Raw genomic sequence first — 23,599 nt, forward strand, 5'->3', positions numbered from 1 at the left:
CCACGCCGGCTGACGGCGTTCAGCGATTTTCTGTTCGACCGCTGGCAGGAGGCGCCGTAGGATCAATGACCTCATTCGCCGCAGCCGATGCATCGTAGGCATCTCGAACAGCCGCTAAGTTTCGTAGGAAATTTTGTAGGTCTTGCCTATCCGCTCGACATGTGCAAATCCAAGCTCGCCAAGGTGCATACCCGCGATAAGAATCTTGTCCGAGCTGACGACATCCAACAACTTTGAACGTGTGGCGGCGGAAAGCAGCGGGTCTTGGTCAAATGCAATGGATACGTCGGGACGGGCAATCTGGACTTGAGGGAAATGAACGATATCCCCCCAGATCAACAGACTCCTCTCATCGGATTCGAGGCGATAACCGGAATGCCCCGCCGTATGCCCCAGAAGGGGCGTCGCACTGATGCCAGGGAGGACTTCGTTATCAGTAAACGTGCGCATTTTCTCTCGGTACTGATCGAATACCTTCCGAGCAAACAGAAAGTTGCCACGAGCACGCTCACTCGCTCGGCTGAGATTGCCGTCGTCTTCCCAGAAAGAAACCTCACGCTGGTGCACGACTAGCTCTGCATCGGGAAAGGCTACCGCCCCTGAAGCGTCAAGCAGCCCCCCAACATGGTCGGGATGTGCGTGGGTCAGAAGAATGGTGTCAATGTCAGCGGGTTGCACGCCAGCAAGCGCGAGATTCGCCTTCAGCTTTCCGCCCCACTGCTTGAAACCACCAGCCCCCGCATCGATGAGAATCGTGCGGCCCCTTCCACGCACCAGGTAACAGTTGATGTGGATCGAGGATGGGTCGCTCACGCCTGCGTCCTGCTGCAACTTGGACGCCTGCGCAGGATCGATATTGGAGAGGAGATCCAGACTTGCGCAAAGGTATCCGTCACTGATGGCCGTAATCGAAAACTCGCCGATCTGCTGGCCCGGAAATTTCATGTCGAAGATTGTCAGGTTAGGCATGTCGGTTTTGCCCCGGCGTGTGGGGCAGTGCGCCACTGCCACTCGTCAACTGCGCGGTCATCGGAGCATAGAGGTGTACGGCGTTCGGAAGGGTATCCACATCGAGACGGATGGAGCTATCCAGCTTCGCCAGCCATCTGATTTCAGGGCACTTCTCCAATGCGACGGCGCGCATACGATCAGGCGCCAGCCCCCTCTCGATGAGCGGCTCGGGACCGACTGCGCTTACGATCAGATGCTCGCCTTCACCGATGGCAGGCGCACGTTCAAGGGCGCCATACAGATTGCGGTGCCAATGGGTGATGTGCTGCTGCCAGCGTGCAAAATTGCCGCCGCCCTTCTGGCGATACTCATCGCCCTCAAGCACGGCCAGGCCGTCGATCGAATGCATGGCAAGGTAGACAGGGCAACCCGTGCTCAACGCCTTGAAGCGCTGCGAGGTATGGAACCCGCTCACGGAAATAAGCGCGGGTAGTTTTTCCAGGCTATAGAAATCATTCCACTCGGCTTCGCTGGCGGGGTCGGCAAAGCTGCACTCGACGGTATAGATCATGGATAACGTCGCGACCGGACACCTTGTGTCCGGCCCTCCTTGTTGATGTTCCATCACGGTATGGCCTTGACATCAACGAATAAAGCGATTTTTCGGTATGCTTCAGTGATAAAAGATCAAGCTTAGCTGGATCACCACCCTTAGACCGAGAACGCTTATGCGAAAGAAGATCCCGAGCAGCACGGCATTGACAGCATTCGAGGCGGCCGCTCGTCACGGCAGCTTCGCGCGCGCGGCAGAGGAACTGTCTTTGACTGAAGGCGCCATCAGTCGCCAGATTGGCCGGCTGGAAGCCTTCCTCGGTGTCGCGCTATTCGAACGAGTCGGCAATCGTGTCCGGCTCCTGCCCAACGGGGAACGCTACGCGGCCCAAGTTCGCGAATCGCTGGACCGCCTGGATCGGGACAGTCAGTACTTAATGGGGCAGCCGAACGATGGCGCGAGCCTGGACATCGCCACTATCCCGACGTTCGCGATGCGATGGCTCATTCCTCGCTTGACACGATTCCAGCAAAAGCATCCGAACATCACTGTGCATTTGGCCGAGCGCATGGACCCCTTCGTCCTGGCCGGGAGCGGATTCGATGCTGCCATCCATTTCGAGCACCCAGCGTGGACGGGTATGCGGACTCACCACCTTTTGCATGAAGTGCTGGTTCCTGTTTGTCATCCTGCATTGCTCCAAGAGAGCACAGGAGCAGCAACACTGGACATGCTTCCACGCCTGCACCGACGGCAGAACCCGGATGCCTGGCAGCGCTATTCCCTGGAAACGGGGATCCCACTTACCAATCCAGCGATTGGTGCGCGCTACGATCTTCACGGCATGTTGATCGAGGCGGCATTGGCCGGCCTCGGTGTTGCGCTGGTCCCGCGTCTTTACGTTGAAACTGAACTGGCGTTAGGACGTCTGGTCGCTCCGTGGCCAGAGGGGAAAACCATTTCCAAAACCTTCTGCCTAATCCTCCCCGAGCCCATCGCATTGAGCAGAGAGCCAATACAAGCGTTTGCTCAATGGATGCTGGATGAAGCGAAGAAAGCAACGACGGTTGAGTCGTAGGGAACCTCCTTTTGCAGGCCTGCCACCAGGCTGTCCCATACGCTTTTATGTATGCATCGATGCACGCAAATTAGATACCGACCGCAACCTGGCCTTACGTACCACAGTTATATCGAGTGTGAATCAAGATCTGTGTTGAAGGTGGCGTTGTCGCCGCTCCCTCAATCGCTCCTCGTATCCAGCGCACCGCTGCGGCAGTCTCGCCAACGAAATCATGAGAGATAACATAATCCATGACGCCGGACTCAAGCATCGCCCGCGTATGAACCGTAAGCTCATGACCGACAAAAATAGGCCGATCCTCAACCGCAATGGTATCTATCGCTTGAGCAACGCCCCGATTGGCGCCGGCCACGTTGTAGATGGCTGCCGGGTAGTAGTGCTTGGAAAAATAACGCGTCAATTGCTCAGTAGTGGTATAGGGGCGATCATCGGAAATCACCCGCTCGTCGATCTTCAGATAGGGAAACTCCGAGCGAAGCACCCTGCGAAACCCCATCTCCCGCTCTTGCTGGCAGCGAAACGGCACACTGGTCACTAACAGAATTTTTGCCGGCTCCTTGGGTAACGCATTGCCTATCAGTAGCCCGGCGACACTGCCTGCCGCATATTGATCGTTGCCTACGTAAGCGCTTCGTCCGGAATTAGGCAGGTCGGTGGTCAGGCAAACGACGGGGATACCCAGGCTGCACAGTTTGCGAATCGCTCGGTTGATCGCCGGATGCTCGCGCGATACGACAATCACACCATCCGCTGAGGCACCCTCAGCCTGAACCTGATCAGCAAACGCGGCGGGATCGACCTGGTTAGTCGGTACATAGTAGCCATGCACGACGACACCAGGTGTCGAGGCGTTCACCACTGTCTCGGCGCCGGCCAGCGTCGCATTGAAGGTTTCGCCCGAGTCGCAGAATAACTTGATCTGCAACGTTGCCATGCCGTCAACCAAATCTTTCTTTAGCTTATCCAGCGCCGCCAGCACTTTCAGACGAGTATTTTCCCGTACGCCGGGGCGGTTATTCAGCACACGATCGACGGTCGCTGCCCCGACCCTGGCCACCTTAGCGACCTGTTGAACAGTGGGGCCCTTCCATAAGCGCGCCGATGTTTGCATGGTCATATAGCCAGCCCTTTTTTGATGTTATTTACACCATATACGCATTGCTGATGATTGTTTTCAAGAGCAATGACAGGCATCAATGCATCTTCGAATTTGAGGTGTTTTACATCATAAACCGCCTATGGCGCTGCTTGATGATTGCTTTTTCGGTGCTAATAATCGAGGCATAACAAACACAACAAACCGCCAGGATCGCCCCATGAGTAACTCGTCCCCACCGGTTGATTTCGACCGCCACGGCTACGCCGCTTGTGCCCTATTGCGCACCTCCTTTCTCAATCAACACGCTCGCGAGTTCGACGCGGCGTTGATGACTTTCGCCCATTGATAGGTAGTTGAATATGAGCATACGAATCGCCGTTATCGGCGCAGGGATTATGGGGGAAGATCACGCCCGCATCATTGCCCAGGACCTTCCGGGAGCCACTTTGCATGTGGTGTGTGATGCGTCGCCAGAGCGAGCGAAGCTGATAGCTGACCGTTATGGCGCCGCTGACGTTTCCACTGATCCACTGTTCACGCTTTCAAGGTCCGATGTCGATGCAATCATCATCGCCAGCCCGGACGAAACCCATGCGGTCCTGACCATGGCAGCCATCGATGCAGGGAAACCTGCACTGTGTGAGAAACCGCTGTCTCAAAGCCCGGACCAGTGCCTGGCGGTCATCGACAAAGAAGCCTCCCGGGGTCGCCAATTCGTGCAACTGGGCTTTATGCGCCGGTTTGACCCTTCGTACAGGGAAATGAAAAGTGCCTTGAGCGACGGCGTGATCGGTCGGGCTGTGATGATGCACAATTTCCATCGCAACGTAGAAGCTCCCGCCAACTTCAGCGGGCAAATGGCGATCAGTAACTCCGCGCCTCATGAATTCGATGTGGCACGTCACGTGCTCGATACTGAATACGTTGCCATTTCAGTGTTCCAACCCACCCACACGTCTAAGGACGGCGTCGGCGCCCCGGTATTCATGGTGCTGGAAACCCGGGAAGGCCATCTGGTGAACATCGAAATCAACAACAACGCCCATTACGGGTACGACGTCCGTGGCGAGCTGGTGGGCGAGCTGGGTTCCGTGCAACTGGCCAGCCCCGTACATGCTCGCTTCAACACCTGTCTTCAGGGTTTTGAACGGTACGCTGCCGATTGGCGGCCGCGTTTCGCCGACGCCTACCGCCTGCAGAACAAAGCATTCGTGGAGTTCATCACCACAGGAAGGTTCCCCGTCCATGCCGCGAGTGCCTGGGACGGCTATTGCGCAGCCATTGTCGCTCAAGCTGGCATCGAGGCGCTCAATCAGCGTCGCCGGGTCGTTTTGCCGACGCTGGAAGCACCGCCCCTCTACCGATCGAGAGAAGGAGCTACGTCATGAAGCTGGGATTCGTCACCGATAGCCTCGGTCACCTGCCATTGCGGGAGATGCTCAAGCAGGCGGAACGCCTGGAAGTGTCGGGCCTGGAGATCAACACCGGCGGATGGTCGACCGCACCACACTTTAACTTGGCACAGATGCTCGCCAGCGCCGACGACCGCAAGGCACTCAAACGCAGCTTCCAGGAGCACAATCTGGAAATCATTTCCCTGAACGCCAACGGCAACCCTTTGCATCCTACACAGCCCGAACAAGGCCAATGCCTCCGGGACACGATACGCGTAGCCGGTGAACTGGGAGTCAAGACCGTCTGCACCATGTCTGGCTTACCGGAAGGTCGGGCCGGCGACAGGATGCCGAACTGGGTGGTTGCCTCATGGCCTCCCGAAACCCAGACAATGCTGCGCTATCAATGGGAAGAACGCCTGCTGCCCTTCTGGAGCGAGATCGCTGACCTGGCCAAGGAAAATGGTGTGGAGCGTATCGCGTTGGAATTGCACGGTAACCAATGCGTCTACAACGTCCGTTCGCTTCTGAAACTACGCCATGCGATCGGACCGGTGATAGGCGCCAACCTGGATCCCTCTCATCTGTTCTGGATGGGCGCTGATCCGCTGGTAGCCGCCGAGGCACTGGGCGCTGCCATCTACCACGTACATGCCAAGGATACCTTGCTTAATGCGCCAGTCCAGGCCGTGGACTCACTCCTGGAAAATGGCTCATTGATGGATATCTCATCCCGTAGCTGGTCCTACATCACACTTGGATTCGGCCACGGCGAGCAATGGTGGAGGCAGTTCTGCTACCGCTTGAAAATGGCTGGCTACGATGGCTGGCTATCGATTGAGCATGAGGACGTTTTACTCAACAGCCTCGAGGGCTTGGAAAAGTCCGTAAGACTGCTAAAGAGCGTCATGCCGGTTGCCGCCAGCGATTTCAAACCCCAGTCCATCTGAATCGCACCACGAGAAAAAACCAATGTAATTCCATATTAAATCGCTCACCGCAATGGCGAGTGAGCCTCCCCATGAGTTTCAGTCAGGAATATCACAATGACAATTAATTCCTACGGAAATACGGCAGACACTTCAGCCGCCTATGTAAGTCCTGAAAAACGCCAGGCACAGCGCTACCTGCAAAAAGTGACTTGGATCGCCACGTTTGGCGGCCTGCTGTTCGGCTTCGATACCGGCGTCATCAATGGCGCCCTGCTCTACATGAAGGATGACCTGGGCCTGACGCCATTTACGGAAGGCTTGGTCGCCAGTGCCTTGTTGATCGGCGCAATGATGGGGGCGCTGTGCAGCGGTCGCTTATCAGACCTCAAGGGGCGCCGCCGTATCATTCTTTTCCTCGCCGTGCTGTTTTTTCTTGGCGCATTGGCTTGTGCGCTGGCGCCCACCCTCAATGTCATGGTGGCCGCCCGCTTCACGCTCGGGTTAGCGGTGGGCGGCGCATCGGTCGTCGTGCCGGCGTATCTTGCAGAGATGGCTCCGTCCAGCATCCGCGGTCGCATCATTACCCGTAACGAGTTGATGATCGTCACCGGGCAATTCCTGGCCTTCACCACTAACGCCACATTGGGCAATTTGTTCAGCGATCTCGATGGTGTGTGGAGATGGATGCTTGCCTTGGCAACCCTGCCAGCAGTGGCACTCTGGTTGGGAATGCTCTACATGCCCGAAAGCCCGCGCTGGCTGGCAACCAAAGGCCGCTTCAGAGAGGGCCTGGAAGTACTGAAACTAGTACGGGAAGAGTACTATGCCAAGGCTGAAATGGAGGCCATTACCCAACAGATCAGCAACGAACGATTCATCAAAAAAGGTGGCTGGCGCGACCTGTCTCAAAAGGGCGCGCGACGAATCTTTTTGATTGGCATCGGTATCGCTGTTACGTCGCAGCTGACCGGAGTCAATTCAATCATGTACTTCGGCACCCAGATCCTCACAGAAGCAGGCCTGGAACAACGTAGTGCACTGATCGCCAATGTCGTAAACGGCGTTATCTCGATTGGCGCAACGTTCGTGGGTATTGCTCTGCTGGACCGCGTGGGCCGTCGCCCAATGATGCTGCTCGGTTTCACCGGCACTACATTGTCTTTATTGTTGATTGGCCTGGTCTCAGTTTTTGTCGACCCCTCCGTTACCCGCGCCATGCTCATTCTCGGAGCCATGGCGATGTTCCTTGCCTCCATGCAAGGGCTGATCGGGCCTGCTTTCTGGGTACTTTTGGCAGAAATTTTCCCAATGCGCATCCGCGGCGGATGCATGGGTATGGCTATCGCGGCCTTCTGGTTGACCAACGTGATGATCGGCATGTTCTTTCCAACGCTGGTTGCGACAATCGGGATCGGCCAAACCTTCTTTGTATTCGTGGGAGCAGGACTTCTGTCCCTGACCTTTGTCGCAGTGTGGGTACCGGAGACACGAGGCAGCACGCTCGAAGAGATTGAACAGCGGTTGTATGGTTAGACGAGATCGAGTATGACGCGCCCATGACCATGGTCAGTTTCGACGAAAAATTCCTCGACATGAAAATCGCGCAGTCGCCGGCCGACGACTCCCCCTGAACGGAACCCGCTAAAAGGATGCGTATCTTGAATCGCTTATCACCACCACCGCTGTCTGCGCTAGAAACCCAGCGCACTGTCGATTGGGCAATCATGTCACGGCGCAGCATCAGGGCCTTTTTGCCGACAGCCGTGCCCCATGAGGAAGTCGAAGCGATTCTGGATGTCGCACGCTTCAGTGCCTCGGGTGTGAACATGCAGCCCTGGCAAGTGCACGTTGTAACCGGTGAAGCGAAAGAGCGCCTGTCAATGGCCATCAGCGCGATCGACAACGACCCACGACTCAGCAGCGATATGCAGGAGCCCTACGCCTACTACCCGAACGAATGGATCACGCCTTACATCGATCGCCGGCGCAAGGTGGGTTGGGATCTCTACGGGCTGCTTGGGATTGCCAAAGGTGAAAAACAACGCATGCACCAACAGCACGGGCGCAATTACCGGTTCTTCGACGCGCCGGTTGGCTTGCTGTTTACCGTGGACAACGTGTTGGAGCAAGGCAGCCTTCTGGACTACGGCATGTTTTTGCAAAACATCATGCTGGCGGCACGCGGGCGGGGGTTGCACACCTGCCCGCAGGCCGCCTTCCTCAAATACCACAACGTCATTTCAGAGATGTTGAGCATTCCCGCCGACCAGATGCTGGTGTGTGGCATGAGCCTTGGCTATGCCGACCCCAAGGCCGTTGAAAACACTCTGGTAACAGCCCGGGAACCGGTCAGCGCTTTCGCCGTTTTTCACCATAATAATAAGGAGACCCAGCCATGATCAGTGGTGCATACGCAGCCAGGGCATCGGCGTCGGGCCATTGGGCGTTTTGCAGTAGGGACTTGAACACATACAGACGCTTGCGACGGGTCAGGTGTTCTTCGCAGGCCACCAGCCGGGGATCGGCTGCGGGGTGCCACGCACGCTGACGAAAGCCCTTGGCCAGCAACGGCCGGCTTCGAAAAAGTCGATCACACCAGTGCCGTTGCGAACTTGGAGGATGACAAACAAGTGCGCCTGCATTACTACCCGGAAACCGAAGCCCTGCTCAAACAGCAGACCGGCGCGGTGAAGGTGGTGATCTTCGACCATACGATTCGCGTCGATGACCCCGGCCGGAAGCCCGTGGCCTGCGCAAGCCGGTGCCCGTTGCCGCCCAGGTGATCCTGGCCTGGCAGACCATTCCCTGTCGCCAATCCAGCCTCAGCCTGTTGCCGGCGTCGGTGATTTGCGTGGGCCGTATCGAGGCCGGTGACCGCCACAACATCATCCCCGCCGAAGTGCGCCTGAAAGGTTCGATTCACACCGTCAGCGATGAACAGCGTGAGGACGTGTTGCAACCCATTCGCCGGGCTTCCAGGTGGATGACCCGAGCCTGGCGGTGGGGATCCGGGCACTGAGTCGGATGACGTTGAGCTACATGATTGACGCTCCTCGGTTGTCGCCCTAGGGTCCGGAACGGTGAATTCAGACCGCGCTGCGGTTATATCCATAGCAATAAAGGATATTGGTATATACCAGATCACTCCCTTATAAATCGCTTCCATCAAAACACGTTGGACTGGAGTGGCAAGCGATGGTGTCGGTAAAGGTAATGCTCGAGTACTTCCATCCCTGGCCGAATTCGGCGGGTTTGTACCTGGCGCGGGAGCGCGGCTGGTATGAAGAGCTGGGCCTGGATGTGGAATTGGTGGTGCACGACCCCTACCGTGGCGACACCCTGCAGCACCTGCTGGCCGGTGCGGCGGATTTTGGCGTATTTCCCAGCAACCGCCTGCTGGTGCGCCGTGCCCTGGGCCAACCGTTGCAAGGCATCGCGGCGATCAACCATGCGGGCCTGGAGTCGATCCAGACCCTCACCGATTCCGGCATCCGTCGCCCGCGAGACCTGGTCGGCAAGCGCCTGGCCCTCAACCCGACACCACGTGGCCTGGCCATGGTGCGCCACTTGGTGAGCCGCGACGGAGGTGACTTCGACGCGGTGATCCTGGTGGACAGCGGTGTGCGCGAACTGCGCCCCGAGCAGCTCGCCGAAGGTATCGCCGACGCCAGTTTTGGCGGTTACTGGGCCTGGGAAGCGTTGATGCACAGTCCTATCGAAGCGGCGCGCCGCGTGGTGTTGCCGGTGGACGACATCGGCGCTCCGGCCTATCACAGCTACCTGCTCGGCACCCACGAACGCACCCTCGCCGACAAACCTGAAGTGGTGCGTGACTTCCTCGCGGCCACCGCCCGCGGTTACCTGGCCGTGGCGCAGGATCCGGCGATTGCCCTCGCCGCCTACGAACACACCACGCCGTATTTCCCGGCCGAATTGCTAAGTGCCTCGCTGCATAAAATCGCCCCGACCTGGCTGCATGAAGGCCGCTGGGGTGAGCAACGCCAGGCGCTGCTGGCACCCTACGCCGAATGGCTGCACGAGCATGCGGTGCTCGACGATCCGCAGGTGTGGCAAGGCGCAACCAGCAACGCTTATCTGCCCGAGGTGAGCGCATGAACCCCCAACGCACCGCTCACGGCCTGGGGCTGGAGCCGGTTGCCGCCGATTGGCCGGCCCTGCACGAAACCGACATCGCACACCTGCTGCGGGAGTACCCGCAACTGGGTCCGCTGCATAGCCTGCATTGGCATAGCCCACGGCCGTTTTCCGCCGCCGGATTGATCACCACCGGTAACGCGACGCTGTTCGTCAAACGACATCACCAACGGGTGCGCCAAGCCGCGTGGCTGCAAGAAGAACACCAACTGATCGCCCACCTGCATCGCCGGGGCGCGCCGGTGGCGGCGGTAGTGCCGAATCGACATGGCGCGACGGCCACGGTGCAAGGTGAGTGGACCTATGAAGTGCACCACGTTGCCAAGGGCCTGGACCTGTACCGCGATGCGCTGTCGTGGTCGCCGTTCCAGAATCTTCAGCATGCCTTCGCCGCCGGCCAGGCGTTGGCGCGTTTGCATCAGGCCGCCGAACACCACGACGCGCCCCGACGCCGGACCCATGTGCTTCTGGCCAACGCACGGCTGATCGAACAGTCTGCGCCCCTGGAAGCCATCGCCAACATCGCCAGCCCTTACCTGGCAGGCAAGGATTGGCGAGCCCAACTCAGCGAACTGTTGTTGCCGTGGCACAACGCGTTGCACCCGTTGCTACGTGAACAACCACCGTTGTGGACTCACAACGACTGGCACGCCTCCAACCTGTTATGGAATGCTGATGGCAGCGTTTCGAGCGTGCTGGATTTCGGCCTGGCCGACCGCACTTTCGCCCTCTTCGACCTGGCCACGGCCATCGAACGCAACACCATACCCTGGCTGGAACTGGACACTGGCGGTGCGGCTCGCGCCGATCTCGACAGCGTCGATGCGCTGCTTGCCGGTTATCACCAGGTGCGCCCGCTGGGCGCGAAGGATCTACATACCCTCAGCGCCTTGCTGCCGTTGGTGCATGTAGATTTCGCGCTGTCCGAAGTGGCGTATTACCAGGATGTGGTGGGCTCCACGGCCAGTGCAGATGTGGCGTACTACAGGTATCTGCTGGGCCATTTGCGCTGGTTTGCCGGGCTGCAAGGGCAACGTCTGCTCGGCCATATCCGACGGAAAACCGTATGAGTATTCTGGTCGATAGCCAATGGCTGCAGGCGCATCTGGACGACCCTGGAGTAGTGGTGCTGGATGCCACCGTCGTGCTGCCCTCACCCGAGTTCGATGACGATTACCGCGTCGATAGCGGTTACGACGGCTGGTTGCAGGCACATATCCCAGGCTCGCGGCATGCCGACCTCTTGACTGAACTGGCGGACACCCAGGCCAGCTTCAGCTTTGCCTTGCCGCGCCCCGAGACACTGGTGAGCGCCCTGGCAAACCTTGGCGCAGGCAAAGAAAAAGCCGTGGTCATCTATGACCGTGCCGACGGCTTCTGGGCCGCACGGTTGTGGTGGATGCTGCGTGGAGCAGGTATCGACGCCAGGGTGCTGGATGGCGGTTTCAACGCCTGGCGTGAAGCCGGTCTGCCCGAACACAGCGGCTCTGCCAAGCCGATAACGCCTGTGTCCCCTTGGTCAATCAACCCACGCCCAGAGCTATGGATTGACCGCGGCGGCGTAGAAGCAATCGTCGCTGGCAACGCACGGGGACAACTGATCTGCGCCCTCGGCGCGGCCCTTTTTGAAGGTACCGCTGCCACCCGCTACGCCCGACGCGGGCATATCCCCGGCAGCCTTAACCTGCCGGCCCGCCTGCTGTTCGACGCCCACGGCCGCTACCTGCCCAAGGATGCCCTGGCCCTGGCGATTGGCCCCACGCTGCTGCACAGCGAAGGCCCTTTGATCCTGTATTGCGGCGGCGGTATCTCCGCGGCTGCCAACGCGCTGGCCCTGACCCTGCTGGGTCGCCAGGACATCGCGATCTACGACGGCTCCTTGCAGGAATGGGCCGCCGACGCACGTTTACCAATGACTACCGGAGCAGCTCCGGCCTGACGCCACTTTCGGCGAATTCGGCTTTTTCATCACGAACTGGCAACCCGTCCGTTGCGCAGCGCTGGGCCCCTTTGCGCCCGATAAAGGCGTACGGCAATGGCCGGCAGACCTTTGGAGCGCTCTTTATATGGCTACACCTTACCGTCACACGCTGCTCGCCCTGAGCATCACCCTCGCCGCTGCGGCGGCCCATGCCCAGGATGCGACGCTGGGCACCGTTACCGTCGTCGGCCAGGAAACCACCGACTATCAGGCAAAAAAAGCCGCCGTGGCCGGCTTCGATAACGCGCCGTTGCTGGACACCCCGGCGTCCGTCGCCGTGATCACCGAAGCGCGCCTGAAAGACCAGCAGGCACGCCTGCTCAGTGAGGTGTTGAAGAATGACGCCTCGGTGGGCGACAGCTATGCGCCGGTCGGCTACTACGAGAATTTCGTGATCCGTGGCTTCGCCCTCAACCCGGCCAGCAGCTACAAGATCAACGGTCGCACCATCACCGGCGAGCAGAACGTGGCGCTGGAGAACAAGCAGCAAGTGGAAGTGCTCAAGGGCCTGGCCGGTTTGCAAAGTGGCGTCTCCGAGCCCGGCGGACTGGTCAACTACGTGAGCAAGCGCCCGGAAAATGTGCGCTCGGTGACGGTGTCGACCAACGAACAGGGCGAGCGTTACCTGGCCACCGACATCGGCGGCTGGCTCGGCACCGAACAGCAAGTGGGCGTACGCATCAACCTGGCCCACGAAGACATCCGCTCCTATGTCGAGCACGCCGACGGCAAGCGCGACTTCGCCTCGTTGGCGCTGGATTGGAACATCAGCCCCAACGCCCTGCTGCAACTCAACGCCGAGTACCAGGACCGCGAGCAGCGCTCGGTGCCGGGCTATCAATTGCTCGGCGGCACCGAGGTGCCGCATCACGTTTCTCCCAAGGACCTGCTGGCGTACCAGAGCTGGTCGAACCCGGTGGGGATCCGTTCCCTGAACCTCGACGGGTTGTTCGAATACCGCTTCAACGACGCCTGGAAGGTCAGCTTCAGCGCCTCCCGCAGCCGCGTGGTGATCGACGACTACAGCACCTTCGCCTGGGGTTGCTACGGTGCCGCCAGTTGCGCCAATACTGCTGTGCCCAACCACTTCAGCGCCGAGGGCGACTATGACATCTCCGACTACCGCAGCCCCGACGACACCCGCCGCAACGAAGAGGCCCAGGCTGCACTCAATGGCCAGTTCGACACCGGTTTCCTCAAGCATGACCTGACCTTCGGCACCACCGCGTTCCGTCGCCTGGTGGACCGGCGCACGTCGGTCAACGCGTACATCGGCGAGGGCAATATCTACCAGCCGTCACCGGTACTGGAACCCTACGACGGCCCGCTTGGCCACACCTACCGGCGCCTCGACAGCCGCCAGTACGGCCTGTTCGCCAGCGACCGCATCAGCTTCAACGAGCAGTGGCAAACCATCCTCGGCGGGCGCCAGGTACGCCTCGATGAAGAGACTTACAACCAGGCCGGCGCCACCACTCGGCACACCCAGCGCAGCGTGTTCCTGCCCCAGGTGGCGCTGATCTATAAACCGCGCCCGGACACCTCGTTGTACGCCAGCTACAGCAAGGGCCTGTCCCTGGGTGGCGAGGCCGCGTGGTTCAGCAGCAACGCCGAGGAGGTGCTGCCGCCGACCACCTCGCGCCAGCTGGAGGTGGGGGTCAAGCGTGACTTCCAGCGCCTGAGCCTGACCGCGGCGCTGTTCCAGATCACCCAGGATTTGCAATACAACCGACCGAACGACGACGGCACCATCACCTTCGTGCAGCAAGGCAAGCAGAAAAATGTGGGCCTCGAATTGTCCGCCAACGGCCACCTGACTTCCGACCTGCAAGTGTCGGCCAGCGTTGCAGCGATCCGCGCCCGGGTCAGTGGCAGCGGCACCGACGACTACGACGGCCACCAGGCAATCAACGTGCCCAAGCTGCGCGCCAGCCTGCACGGCGACTACAGCATTCCCGGCGTCCCTGGCCTGGCCTTGCTCGGCGGGGTGCAATACAGCGCGAGCAAATACGCCAACCGCGAAGCTACGGTGAAGGTCGACGACTACGCGGTGTTCGATGTGGGCGGTCGCTACAGCACCAAGGTGGGCGATTACGCCACTGTGCTGCGCCTGACTGTCGACAACCTGTTCGACAAACGCTACTGGCGCGATGTGGGTGAATCCGCAGGCGACGGCTACCTGTTCCTGGGTGCGCCGCGCACGGCGCGATTGTCCGCCACCGTCAATTTTTAAGGCCGAGCGTTACCCTGGCCGACCAGCTCAAGCAACAGGCGTTGCACCTGGAAAATTGGTTTTTGAGAGAACCCTATGTCGCCACTCGAAATCGTCGCCGTACTCTTCAACATCGCCGGGGTCTGGCTCACCGCACAACGGGTGCGCTGGTGCTGGCCCGTCAGCGTGGTCGCGGTGTTGTTGTATGCCTGGATCTTCTTCGATGTGAAGCTGTATTCGGACATGCTCCTGCAACTGGTCTTTGCCGTGCTGCAAGGCTATGGATGGTGGCGCTGGAGCACCGGCCGCGTTAATGCCGGCAAGGTGCGGGTGGAACGCCTGCCGCTTCAGGAAGCGTGGCGGCACGTGCTCGCGGGCGTGATCGGAGCCGTGGCCCTGGGTGCGGTGATGCACCACTTCACCGACGCCGCCCTGCCCTGGCTGGATTCGCTGCTCACGGCCTTCAGCCTGGTCGCCAGCCTATGGGCGGCGCGCAAGTACGTGGTCAGTTGGTGGCTGTGGATCGTGCTGGACGCGGCCTATGTGGGCTTGTTCCTGTACAAGGACCTGCAACTGACCGCTGCGCTGTATGCCGGTTTTGTGCTGCTGGCCGCCTACGGTTTGCGTGCCTGGCAACGTGACCTGCAGCAGCAGGAGCATATAACCAAAGTGTCGGCTAACAGCGTTTAATATCATTAAACACAAAGCATTTATCACGTTTAAATATAAACAAACGCCCGGCTGTTCTTAGGCAGCAGACCTGCCCCCGCGTGTCCCCCAACCTTTTTTCCCGCAGGAAGCACCATGTCCGATCCCACCCCGCTGTTATTCGGCCTTTATGAACAAGCCAGTGTCGGCTGCGGCGGCGCGCCCAGCCTGTGGACCCACCCGGCGGATGAACGGCTGAACATCAACACCCTCAAATACTGGTCGAACCTGGCCCGCACGGCGGATGAAGCTAACCTGGACCTGATGTTCTTCGGCGATGTGCTGGGCTTTTACGACGTATTTGGCGGCTCTGAAGCGATGGCATTGAAATGGGCCGTCGAAGCCCCCGCCAACGACCCGCTGACGATCATTCCGGCGCTGGTGGCCCTCACCGACAAACTCGCGTTTGGCGTCACCGTCACCACCAGCTACGAGCACCCGTTCACCCACGCCCGACGCTTCAGTACGCTTGATCATTTGTCCGATGGGCGCATCGGCTGGAACATCGTCACCTCGTATCTGTCCAGCGCCGCGCGCAATTTCGGCCTGGAGCAGATGATCAAGCACGATGACCGCTATGAGCGCGCCGAAGAATTCCTGGAGGTGGTCTACAAGCTCTGGGAAGGCAGCTGGGCGGATGACGCCGTGGTTGCCGACAAACGTTCGCAGACCTACGCCAATGGCGCGCGGGTGCGCCCGATCCAGCACGCGGGTGAACATTACCGCGTCGCCGGCCCGCACCTCAGCTCGCCGTCGCCACAGCGCACGCCGTTGCTGATCCAGGCCGGCTGGTCGGCACGGGGCCGGGAGTTCGCGGCCAAGCACGCGGAACTGGTGTTTATCGCCAAGTCCAACCCGCTGGATATCCGCGAGGGCCTTGAAGATATCTGGCGCCAGGCCGAAGCCCGTGGCCGTCAGGCCGCCGATGTGAAGTCGCTGACCGTGCTGCGCATCGTCACCGCTCCCACCGCCATCGAGGCACAGAAAAAATACGACACCCTGCAAAGCAACTATCACCTGCAAGCACAGTTGGTGAGCTATGCCGGCGACACCGGCATCGACATCAACCGCTACGCCGACAACGAAGCGCTGTCGACCCACACCGAAGGCATGACCTCCTACGTGATGCGACCCGATGGCAGCGGCAAACCGTTGACCGCAGGCGAGGTGCGCCAACGCTTTGCCAATGTCACCCGTGGCAGCGACCTGATCCTGGTGGGCACCCCGGAGCAGATCGCAGAAAAGATCGAGGAGCACGCACGCATCTCCGGCACCAGCGGCTACATGCTCAACCCGCTGATCAGCCCAGGTTCGTTGAATGACTTCGTCGAACTGGTGATCCCGGCCCTGCAAAAACGCGGGCTGTACCGCACCAACGCGCAAAGCGGCACACTGCGCTCGCGCCTCAGCGTCGATGGCAGCGATCGCCTGCCAAGCTCGGCCCATGGCGCTTCGTTCCGCTTTGCCTGAAGCCTGCGTGGGACCAGGTGACCTGCGCCAACAGGAACGGTAGAGTCACCCCCACGCCATGCCTGCACACGGAACCCCAGGATGCCTTTCGACCCTATTTCCCCGCACTACCAGCGTATCCGCGAACAGATCGCCAACGACATCGCCGCAGGCAGGCCCCAGGCCGACGAGAAATTCCCCTCCGAGCGGGACATGATCGAACGCTTCGGCTGCACCCGCGTCACCTTGCGCCAGGCCCTGCAGCAACTGGAAGCAGAGGGCCTGGTGTATCGGGAAAATCGCCGGGGCTGGTTTGTCAGCCCGCAGCGCATCCGCTACGACCCGACGCGCATCAGCGGTTTTATGGATTACGTCAGTGCCCAGGGTCGCACACCGCGCACCGAGTGCCTGCACGCCGAACTGCGCCCGGCTGGCCCGTGGCTGGCCAAGCGCATGGGTTTGGCTTCGGTGGATGAACCGGTGTTTTTCCTGCAACGCCGCCGCTGGATCGATCGTCGCCCGGTGCTGCTGGAATTCAACGCGCTGCTGGCCAGCTGGTGCCCAGGCCTGCTGGAAGCCGACCTCAATACCTCGCTGACCCAACTGCTGCGCGAGCGGTTTGCACGGGTGCAATCCCGTTGCGAGCTGGAGATGCACATCGGCACGGTGAATGAAGAACAGGCCGAGCTGCTACAACTGTCGCCGGGTTCCACCAGTGTGTACCTGGAGCGTTTGAATTTCGGTGAGGACAACCGGCCGGTGGAATTCGACCAGGAATTCTGGCGCCCGGATGCGTTGTCGATTGTGATGGAGACTCGGTACCCGGGAACTCACTGAGACGTCAACACGTCGCTGACAAGTCCAGTGCAGTTGATATTTATCACTTCTTGTCGAAGCATCCTGCTGAGTAGCCCAGCGGTCGCGCATAAACGTCAGTCCGGCTGTGAAAAGCTGTCCTGAATCCACTAAGCCGCAGAGAAGAACGCCACTTTAGCGGTAAGACGATCCGCTAAATCTGATAGCTCGATGCTGGCTGCTGCCACTTGGCGCGCGCCATTGGCCGACTCAACCGTCGAGCCATGAATGCGGTTGATGTTTTCAGCGACCTCGTCGGTCACGCTACTCTGCTGCACGGAGGCACTCGCGATCTGGGCGTTCATATGACTGATAGCGGCCACCTGCTCACTGATCCTCGCCAACGCCTCCTGCGCACTGCGCGTTTGTGTGACCGTTTGGCTCGCCAGCTCACAACTATCGCGCATGGTTTGAGATGCTGTTTCGGTACCCGATTGCAACGTACTGATCATCTCTCGAATTTCTTCGGTCGACTGCTGTGTCCGGTTGGCCAAGGAACGTACTTCGTCCGCTACCACCGCAAATCCACGTCCGTGCTCGCCAGCTCTAGCAGCCTCGATAGCTGCGTTCAAAGCAAGCAAATTGGTTTGCGAGGCGATGGAGTTGATTACGTCGATCACTGACGCAATATTTTCACTATGTTTGGAGACCTGGTTCACGGTAGCAGTCGTTTGCTCGAGGGTTAATGCCAGCTGTTCGATAGCAACCGTGGTGCTTGCAACCAATTTGTTCCCACTTCCCACGTCAGTATCAGCCAACCGGGAGGCATCAGCTGCCTGCGCGGCATACCCGGATACTTCATTAACCGTCGCCGCCATTTGCATGATGGCTGCGGCTACCTGCTCGGCTTCGCGGTTTTGCAAGCTGGTCTGCTCATTATTAGCCGATGATGCGGCAGACAACTGGGTGGCCGAGTAATTGACTTCTTGGGCCGCCTTGCGTACTTGACGAATGGTCTCTGCGAGATGGCCCAGCGTGTCTTTCAGGACGCCCATGACACTGCCGGGATACTCTGTGGAAATCGTTTGATTCAGATCACCAGCTGCCAGTCGCTCGATGGCCAATGCAACGTCTGTGGGCTCAGCACCCAGCGTGGATTTAACAAAGCGAATAAGTACGGCCGACAACGTGATGCTCAGCAGCAGGGCAATACCTGTCGCGATAAGCATCAGCGTACTGAACTGGCTGGCGGTTGCCTGCACTGCGCCCAACTTCGCCTTGATTGATACTTCCTCGTAGTCGATCAATGCATTGACGCGCTTGAGCCACTCACTGTAATCCAAAGACGTTTGACGCATCAGCAGCGCCTGAGCCCCTGGTATGTCACCCGCCTGGCGCAGGGAGATTACCGCCCTGGTGGAGTTAAGGGTTTGTTGTTCGATGTCCTTGATAGCGCTCAGTAATCGAACCTCCTCGCCAGTTACGCTTGCGCCCTTGAACAACTGATCCATTGGAGCTGCCGAGTCAGAGTAGGCCTTTTCCAAGGCTGAGACTTCCGATAAGTGTTTTGCCAAATCCAAATCAGTCGTTACCAGCACGGCATCCCGAATAGCGATGGCACGGTTATGGACACTGCCTCGGAAATTGATTGCGTAGCGCTGCACCTTTGCGGCATTTTCGCTTACGTCGCCCAAGGTGGAGTCAATGAACGCAACGCGGTGAATGCCGATGGTGGTTATCAATATGAGCAGCGCCAGGATGGCCGCGAAACTAAGCCCTATGCGTGTGGCCAACGAAAGCGTTTTCTTCATGGAAATCTCGGAAACATGACCTGTACAGGCCTGTGTTGATTTGGAAGACGCGAACGGTGCTACCGGCCCATCACGCTTAATGCCTCTACGATACGTAGACGCAGAATGGTCATCTAGTTAGTAATACGCACGGCCATGATAGCTCATAGCTATCATGGCCGTGCGCATGCTTCTTCACAGTGGGCCTCGCGAGTTAGGCAGCAGGTACCAAGGCAGAGAGCGTATGGGTAACCGTGCGGTAGACACGTATTGACGAAATCATCTTAGGCCGGGCATTTACGAGCTTTTGGTGTCCGGGAGAGAGCCTTTAGCCCAGTGGTCAGATGCTTCGGCAGAGCCTCGCGGGCCGCATCTGCGAACCGAGTAGTCCTGTTCGCTCCTTGCCGTTGTCTTTTGGAATGCGCTTTCCCGTAGAGGTGGCGGGAAATACGACCCTGAACACAACCGGTTCCAGATGCGGTAGAGGTTATGATCGCGTTGCCGATCAAAGTCCGTGTGCTCTACCGCATTACGCGCAGAGCGACGTAAACCGATTCAGTGTGCGTCCGAACTCAAGACTCTCATTCAGGACTTAAAAACACTGGATGGTGCTGGATTTCAGGGGTTCCCGCCGGAACGAAAAAAGGACCCGAAGGTCCTGATTTCAATCGCTTGCAGAATTCAATGGAACTCTGCAGCGCTATATTTGGAGCGGGAAACGAGACTCGAACTCGCGACCCCGACCTTGGCAAGGTCGTGCTCTACCAACTGAGCTATTCCCGCTTGGTGATGCGCATTCTATAGAATCCTCAGCACCCGTCAACCCCTTGATTCAAAAAAGTTTTATTTCTTTTCAACAGTGGTGCGCAGATGCGGCCAGGCGGCGCGCAGATATTGGAGCATCGACCACAGGGTGAGGCCCGCGGCGATCAGCAGCAAGGCATAACCCGTGAGGACCCAGAACGAGAAGTCCGACGGGTTGGCCAGCAGGATAACCAGCGCGAGCATTTGCGCGGCGGTTTTCCATTTGCCCATGTTGGACACGGCCACGTGGGCGCGGGCGCCGATTTCGGCCATCCATTCGCGCAGGGCCGAGACGACGATCTCGCGGCCGATGATGACCGCTGCCGGCAGGGTCAGCCACAGGTTGCCGTGTTCCTGCACCAGCAGGACCAAAGCGACGGCCACCATGAGCTTGTCGGCCACCGGGTCGAGGAACGCGCCGAAGGGCGTGCTCTGTTCCAGGCGGCGCGCCAGGTAGCCGTCGAGCCAGTCGGTGGCGGCGGCAAAGGCAAACACTGAACTGGACGCCAGATAACTCCATTCGTACGGCAAATAGAACAACAAAATGAAAATAGGGATGAGCAGGACGCGTAGAACGGTGATCAGATTAGGGATATTCATCGGCACAACTGGCTACGAGGTGGAAAGGCATTCTATTCGCTATGCAGATTCGCATAAATCAACTCAGCGAGCTTTTTACTGATACCGGGTGCTTTGGCTATCTCGTCAATGCTGGCACGGGACAGCTCCTGCAAGCCACCAAAATGTTTAAGCAAGTCGCGACGTCGCGTCGGGCCAACCCCTGCCACCCCTTCCAGGGTTGAGGTTCGTCGGGTTTTGCCACGGCGGGCGCGGTGGCCGGTAATGGCGAAACGGTGGGCTTCGTCACGAATCTGCTGGATCAAATGCAACGCGGGTGAGTCGCCCTTCAAAGTGAACTCATGGGCGGCATCATTCAAGTACAACGTCTCGAAACCCGCCTTGCGCGTCGTGCCCTTGGCCACGCCCAGCAGGATCAGGTCAGGCACCGCCAGCTCATTGAGCACGTCACGGGCCATGGACAGCTGGCCCTTGCCGCCGTCGACCAGGAGGATATCCGGCAACTTGCCCTCGCCGTCCTTCAACTTACTGAAGCGGCGCGTGAGGGCCTGGTGCATGGCGGCGTAGTCATCGCCGGCAGTGACGCCTTCGATGTTGTAGCGCCGGTAATCGGACTTGATCGGCCCTTCCGGCCCGAACACCACGCAGGATGCCACCGTGGCCTCGCCACTGGAGTGGCTGATGTCGTAGCACTCCAGGCGCTGGGGCGGCTCCTCCAGGTTAAGGACTTCAGCCAGGGCGTCAAAGCGGGCGGCGACGTGCTGTCGGTTGGCCAGGCGCGCGCTCAGGGCTTGCTCGGCGTTGGTCACCGCCAGTTGCTGCCAGCGTGCGCGGGTGCCACGCACGCGGTGGCTGATGTCCAGCTCGCGACCGCGCAGTTCGTGGATGGCTTCGATCAACGCGGGGAAGTCTTCGTGCACCACATTGACGATCAACTCCGACGGCAGGTCGCGCTCGGGGCTGCTCACGTAGTATTGGCCCAGGAAAGCGGCCATGACTTCGGCGACCTCCTCGTCAATACCGGTCTGCGGAAAGAAGTTCTTGCTGCCCAGCACTCGCCCACCGCGCACGCTGATCAGGTGCACACAGGCACCGCCCGGATTGACGAAGGCCGCGATCACGTCGACGTCGCCGGTGCCGCCTTCCATGCTTTGCTGGTCCTGGACACGGCGCAGCAGCGAAATCTGGTCGCGCAGCTCTGCGGCCCGCTCAAAATCCAGGGTGCTGGCCGCCTGCTCCATGGCGGTGGAAAGCTCATCGGTGAGGGCATTGCTGCGCCCTTCGAGGAACATCACCGAATGGCGCACATCCTCGGCGTATTCGGCCGGCTCAACCAACCCCACACAGGGCGCCTTGCAGCGCTTGATCTGGTACTGGAGACAGGGCCGGGTGCGGTTCTTATAGAAGCTGTCTTCGCACTGGCGTACAAAAAAGGTTTTTTGCAGCAGGCTCAGGCTTTCCCGAATGGCCCCGGCGCTGGGATAAGGCCCGAAGTACTTGCCCTTCGCCTTCTTCGCCCCACGGTGAATGCTCAGGCGCGGGAAGTTGCCGTCGGATAAAAACACATAGGGATAGGATTTATCGTCACGCAGCAGAATGTTGTAGGGCGGTCGCCATTCCTTGATCAGCGTCTGCTCAAGCAGCAGCGCTTCGGTTTCGTTGGCAGTGATGGTGGTTTCGACCTGGGCGATACGCGCCACCAGGGCGGCGGTTTTCGGCGCGAGACCGGTCTTGCGAAAGTAGCTCGCCAGACGACTCTTGAGGTTTTTGGCCTTACCGACATACAGCAGGCGTGCCTCGCTGTCGAACATGCGGTACACGCCAGGGCGGCCACTGCAGGTTGAGAGAAAGGCACTCGGATCAAACGGTGTGGTCATGTCAGGCGCTGGCGTCCACCATGCCGTGGCGCACCGCGAGCAGGGTCAATTCAACATCACTGCTGATGGCGAGCTTCTCGAAGATGCGATAGCGGTAGGTGTTGACGGTCTTGGGCGACAGGCACAGCTTGTCGGAGATCGTCTGTACCTTCTGGCAACCGACGATCATCAGGGCAATCTGGATTTCCCGCTCCGACAGCGCATCAAACGGCGAGTCGCTGGTGGGCTGGAAGGACTTGATAGCCAATTGCTGGGCGATCTGCGGGCTGATATAGCGCTGGCCGGCAAACACCAGCCGAATGGCCTGGACCATTTCCGCCAGGCCCGCACCTTTGGTGAGGTAACCGGCAGCGCCAGCCTGCAGCAGGCGTGTCGGAAACGGGTCTTCCTCGCACACAGTCACCACCACGACCTTGATGTCCGGATGGCTGCGCAGCAATTTGGTCGTCGCGCCAAGACCGCCGATACCAGGCATCTTGACGTCCATCAACACCACATCGGGTTTCAACTCCCGGGCCTTGATCAGGGATTCCTCGCCTGACTCGGCCTGACCGACTACTTGCAGGCCATCGATGTCAGCCAGCATTCGTGTAATGCCTGTACGAACGAGATCATGGTCATCGACTACTAGCACCCTAATCAAGCAGACACCTCGCGAAATGGTCTTATAGGTTGCTGAACACCTTAGCAAAAAACCAAGGCACAGACCTAATAGCACGCGTCATATAGAGAGAGATTGATTGAGCGACAGCCATCCGCCGGGCGGCAGATGGCTCAATTTGCTGGGCGAAGGGTCAGGAATCCTGGGGCTGTGGCTTGGGTTTTCCATTCATCGCAATCGAGTGCTCGGCCAACGTCGAGGTCAGGCGACGGATCGCAGCCTGGTCTTCCTTGAACATTGCGCGATAATCCCCGAGGACTTTTTCTTCAATCTGGCTCAGATTCTCCAATTGAATCGGCGTGGCTGCGCCGGTCAACACGTAAAGTACATCCACGCCTCTTTCGGCGACACGAGACAGGTAATCCGCTTTAGGCGCACGCCCTCCACTTTCATATTTACCTTGTGCGTTGGCTTCAACGCCTCCGATTTCACCAAACACTTTTTGCGACAGGCCAAGTCGCTCCCTTTCTTGCCGTAAACGCGAACCGATTCCACTCATTTGGATGTATGATCCTATTTGGCACACCCCAAGAGGTGACACATTCATCTCTTATTAAACAAACTTGAACGGTTTTGAA

22 protein-coding genes, 1 tRNA gene and 1 pseudogene are annotated in these 23,599 nt (G+C 59.2%); 15 read left to right on the forward strand and 9 right to left on the reverse strand.

Going from position 1 to position 23,599, the window contains the following annotated elements; translation table 11 throughout:
• Positions 1-114: 114 nt before the first annotated feature.
• Positions 115-969, reverse strand: coding sequence for an MBL fold metallo-hydrolase (locus BLQ09_RS27165; protein WP_218190479.1), 855 nt, complete (start codon positions 967-969; stop codon positions 115-117).
• A complete protein-coding gene (locus BLQ09_RS27170) occupies positions 962-1,522 on the reverse strand; it encodes a sugar ABC transporter (RefSeq protein ID WP_092359220.1) in 561 nt (186 codons plus the stop codon). Before BLQ09_RS27170 ends, BLQ09_RS27165 begins: the two co-directional genes overlap by 8 nt.
• A gap of 157 nt (positions 1,523-1,679) precedes the next feature.
• Here BLQ09_RS27170 and BLQ09_RS27175 point away from each other — a divergent pair, with 157 nt between their 5' ends.
• Entirely contained in the window at positions 1,680-2,582 is a 903-nt protein-coding gene (locus BLQ09_RS27175) for a LysR substrate-binding domain-containing protein (protein WP_065947806.1), read from the forward strand.
• Positions 2,583-2,676: 94 nt separating this feature from the next.
• Here BLQ09_RS27175 and BLQ09_RS27180 read toward each other — a convergent pair whose 3' ends face one another.
• On the reverse strand, positions 2,677-3,702 hold the full coding sequence (locus BLQ09_RS27180; protein ID WP_092359222.1) for a LacI family DNA-binding transcriptional regulator: 1,026 nt from the start codon (positions 3,700-3,702) through the stop codon (positions 2,677-2,679).
• A gap of 199 nt (positions 3,703-3,901) precedes the next feature.
• Between BLQ09_RS27180 and BLQ09_RS31715 the strand changes: the two genes are divergently transcribed.
• The 14 genes from BLQ09_RS31715 to BLQ09_RS27250 all read left to right on the forward strand — a co-directional run bounded on the left by BLQ09_RS31715 (position 3,902) and on the right by BLQ09_RS27250 (position 17,352).
• Entirely contained in the window at positions 3,902-4,030 is a 129-nt protein-coding gene (locus tag BLQ09_RS31715) for a hypothetical protein (protein WP_256221047.1), read from the forward strand.
• Between the two features lie 13 nt (positions 4,031-4,043).
• Positions 4,044-5,072 (forward strand): Gfo/Idh/MocA family oxidoreductase, encoded by a 1,029-nt coding sequence (locus BLQ09_RS27190; protein ID WP_092359226.1) that lies wholly within the window; start codon positions 4,044-4,046, stop codon positions 5,070-5,072.
• Complete coding sequence (locus BLQ09_RS27195) at positions 5,069-6,028, forward strand: sugar phosphate isomerase/epimerase family protein (RefSeq protein ID WP_027603376.1); 960 nt, start codon at positions 5,069-5,071, stop codon at positions 6,026-6,028. Before BLQ09_RS27190 ends, BLQ09_RS27195 begins: the two co-directional genes overlap by 4 nt.
• A gap of 96 nt (positions 6,029-6,124) precedes the next feature.
• Positions 6,125-7,543 (forward strand): sugar porter family MFS transporter, encoded by a 1,419-nt coding sequence (locus tag BLQ09_RS27200; protein ID WP_092359228.1) that lies wholly within the window; start codon positions 6,125-6,127, stop codon positions 7,541-7,543.
• A 116-nt stretch (positions 7,544-7,659) separates the two neighbouring features.
• A complete protein-coding gene (locus tag BLQ09_RS27205) occupies positions 7,660-8,409 on the forward strand; it encodes a nitroreductase (RefSeq protein WP_092359230.1) in 750 nt (249 codons plus the stop codon).
• Positions 8,410-8,622: 213 nt separating this feature from the next.
• Positions 8,623-8,793, forward strand: coding sequence for a hypothetical protein (locus BLQ09_RS31360; RefSeq protein WP_256569273.1), 171 nt, complete (start codon positions 8,623-8,625; stop codon positions 8,791-8,793).
• A complete protein-coding gene (locus tag BLQ09_RS27215; protein WP_027603373.1) occupies positions 8,772-9,029 on the forward strand; it encodes a peptidase dimerization domain-containing protein in 258 nt (85 codons plus the stop codon). Before BLQ09_RS31360 ends, BLQ09_RS27215 begins: the two co-directional genes overlap by 22 nt.
• Positions 9,030-9,205: 176 nt before the next feature.
• Positions 9,206-10,126 carry an ABC transporter substrate-binding protein gene (locus tag BLQ09_RS27220; protein WP_027603372.1) on the forward strand — a complete coding sequence of 307 codons (921 nt, stop codon included), beginning with the start codon at positions 9,206-9,208 and terminating at the stop codon, positions 10,124-10,126.
• Positions 10,123-11,235: a phosphotransferase gene (locus BLQ09_RS27225; RefSeq protein WP_027603371.1), complete on the forward strand. Its 1,113-nt coding sequence runs from the start codon at positions 10,123-10,125 to the stop codon at positions 11,233-11,235. Before BLQ09_RS27220 ends, BLQ09_RS27225 begins: the two co-directional genes overlap by 4 nt.
• Positions 11,232-12,104, forward strand: coding sequence for a sulfurtransferase (locus tag BLQ09_RS27230; RefSeq protein WP_027603370.1), 873 nt, complete (start codon positions 11,232-11,234; stop codon positions 12,102-12,104). The genes BLQ09_RS27225 and BLQ09_RS27230 overlap by 4 nt, the downstream gene beginning before the upstream one ends.
• Before the next feature lie 127 nt (positions 12,105-12,231).
• On the forward strand, positions 12,232-14,379 hold the full coding sequence (locus BLQ09_RS27235) for a TonB-dependent siderophore receptor (protein ID WP_092359232.1): 2,148 nt from the start codon (positions 12,232-12,234) through the stop codon (positions 14,377-14,379).
• Positions 14,380-14,454: 75 nt separating this feature from the next.
• Complete coding sequence (gene pnuC, locus BLQ09_RS27240; protein WP_092359234.1) at positions 14,455-15,048, forward strand: nicotinamide riboside transporter PnuC; 594 nt, start codon at positions 14,455-14,457, stop codon at positions 15,046-15,048.
• Between the two features lie 114 nt (positions 15,049-15,162).
• On the forward strand, positions 15,163-16,536 hold the full coding sequence (locus BLQ09_RS27245) for an LLM class flavin-dependent oxidoreductase (RefSeq protein ID WP_027603367.1): 1,374 nt from the start codon (positions 15,163-15,165) through the stop codon (positions 16,534-16,536).
• Positions 16,537-16,617: 81 nt separating this feature from the next.
• Positions 16,618-17,352, forward strand: a complete 735-nt coding sequence (locus BLQ09_RS27250) for a UTRA domain-containing protein (RefSeq protein ID WP_027603366.1) — start codon at positions 16,618-16,620, stop codon at positions 17,350-17,352.
• Between the two features lie 128 nt (positions 17,353-17,480).
• Here BLQ09_RS27250 and BLQ09_RS32055 read toward each other — a convergent pair.
• The 6 genes and pseudogenes from BLQ09_RS32055 to BLQ09_RS27280 all read right to left on the reverse strand — a co-directional run.
• Positions 17,481-18,002 (reverse strand): annotated as a pseudogene (locus tag BLQ09_RS32055) (methyl-accepting chemotaxis protein); the annotation flags it as partial.
• Between the two features lie 1,805 nt (positions 18,003-19,807).
• Positions 19,808-19,883 (reverse strand) — tRNA-Gly (locus BLQ09_RS27260).
• A gap of 60 nt (positions 19,884-19,943) precedes the next feature.
• Complete coding sequence (gene pgsA, locus BLQ09_RS27265) at positions 19,944-20,504, reverse strand: CDP-diacylglycerol--glycerol-3-phosphate 3-phosphatidyltransferase (RefSeq protein WP_027603207.1); 561 nt, start codon at positions 20,502-20,504, stop codon at positions 19,944-19,946.
• Between the two features lie 32 nt (positions 20,505-20,536).
• Entirely contained in the window at positions 20,537-22,360 is a 1,824-nt protein-coding gene (uvrC, locus tag BLQ09_RS27270) for an excinuclease ABC subunit UvrC (protein WP_027603206.1), read from the reverse strand.
• 1 nt (position 22,361) lies between these two features.
• Positions 22,362-23,003: a response regulator transcription factor GacA gene (uvrY, locus tag BLQ09_RS27275; protein WP_003190387.1), complete on the reverse strand. Its 642-nt coding sequence runs from the start codon at positions 23,001-23,003 to the stop codon at positions 22,362-22,364.
• Between the two features lie 151 nt (positions 23,004-23,154).
• Positions 23,155-23,520 carry a helix-turn-helix domain-containing protein gene (locus BLQ09_RS27280; protein ID WP_027603205.1) on the reverse strand — a complete coding sequence of 122 codons (366 nt, stop codon included), beginning with the start codon at positions 23,518-23,520 and terminating at the stop codon, positions 23,155-23,157.
• Positions 23,521-23,599 lie beyond the last annotated feature (79 nt).

The sequence above is a fragment of the Pseudomonas sp. NFACC25 genome (assembly GCF_900100935.1).
GTDB lineage: Bacteria > Pseudomonadota > Gammaproteobacteria > Pseudomonadales > Pseudomonadaceae > Aquipseudomonas > Aquipseudomonas marginalis.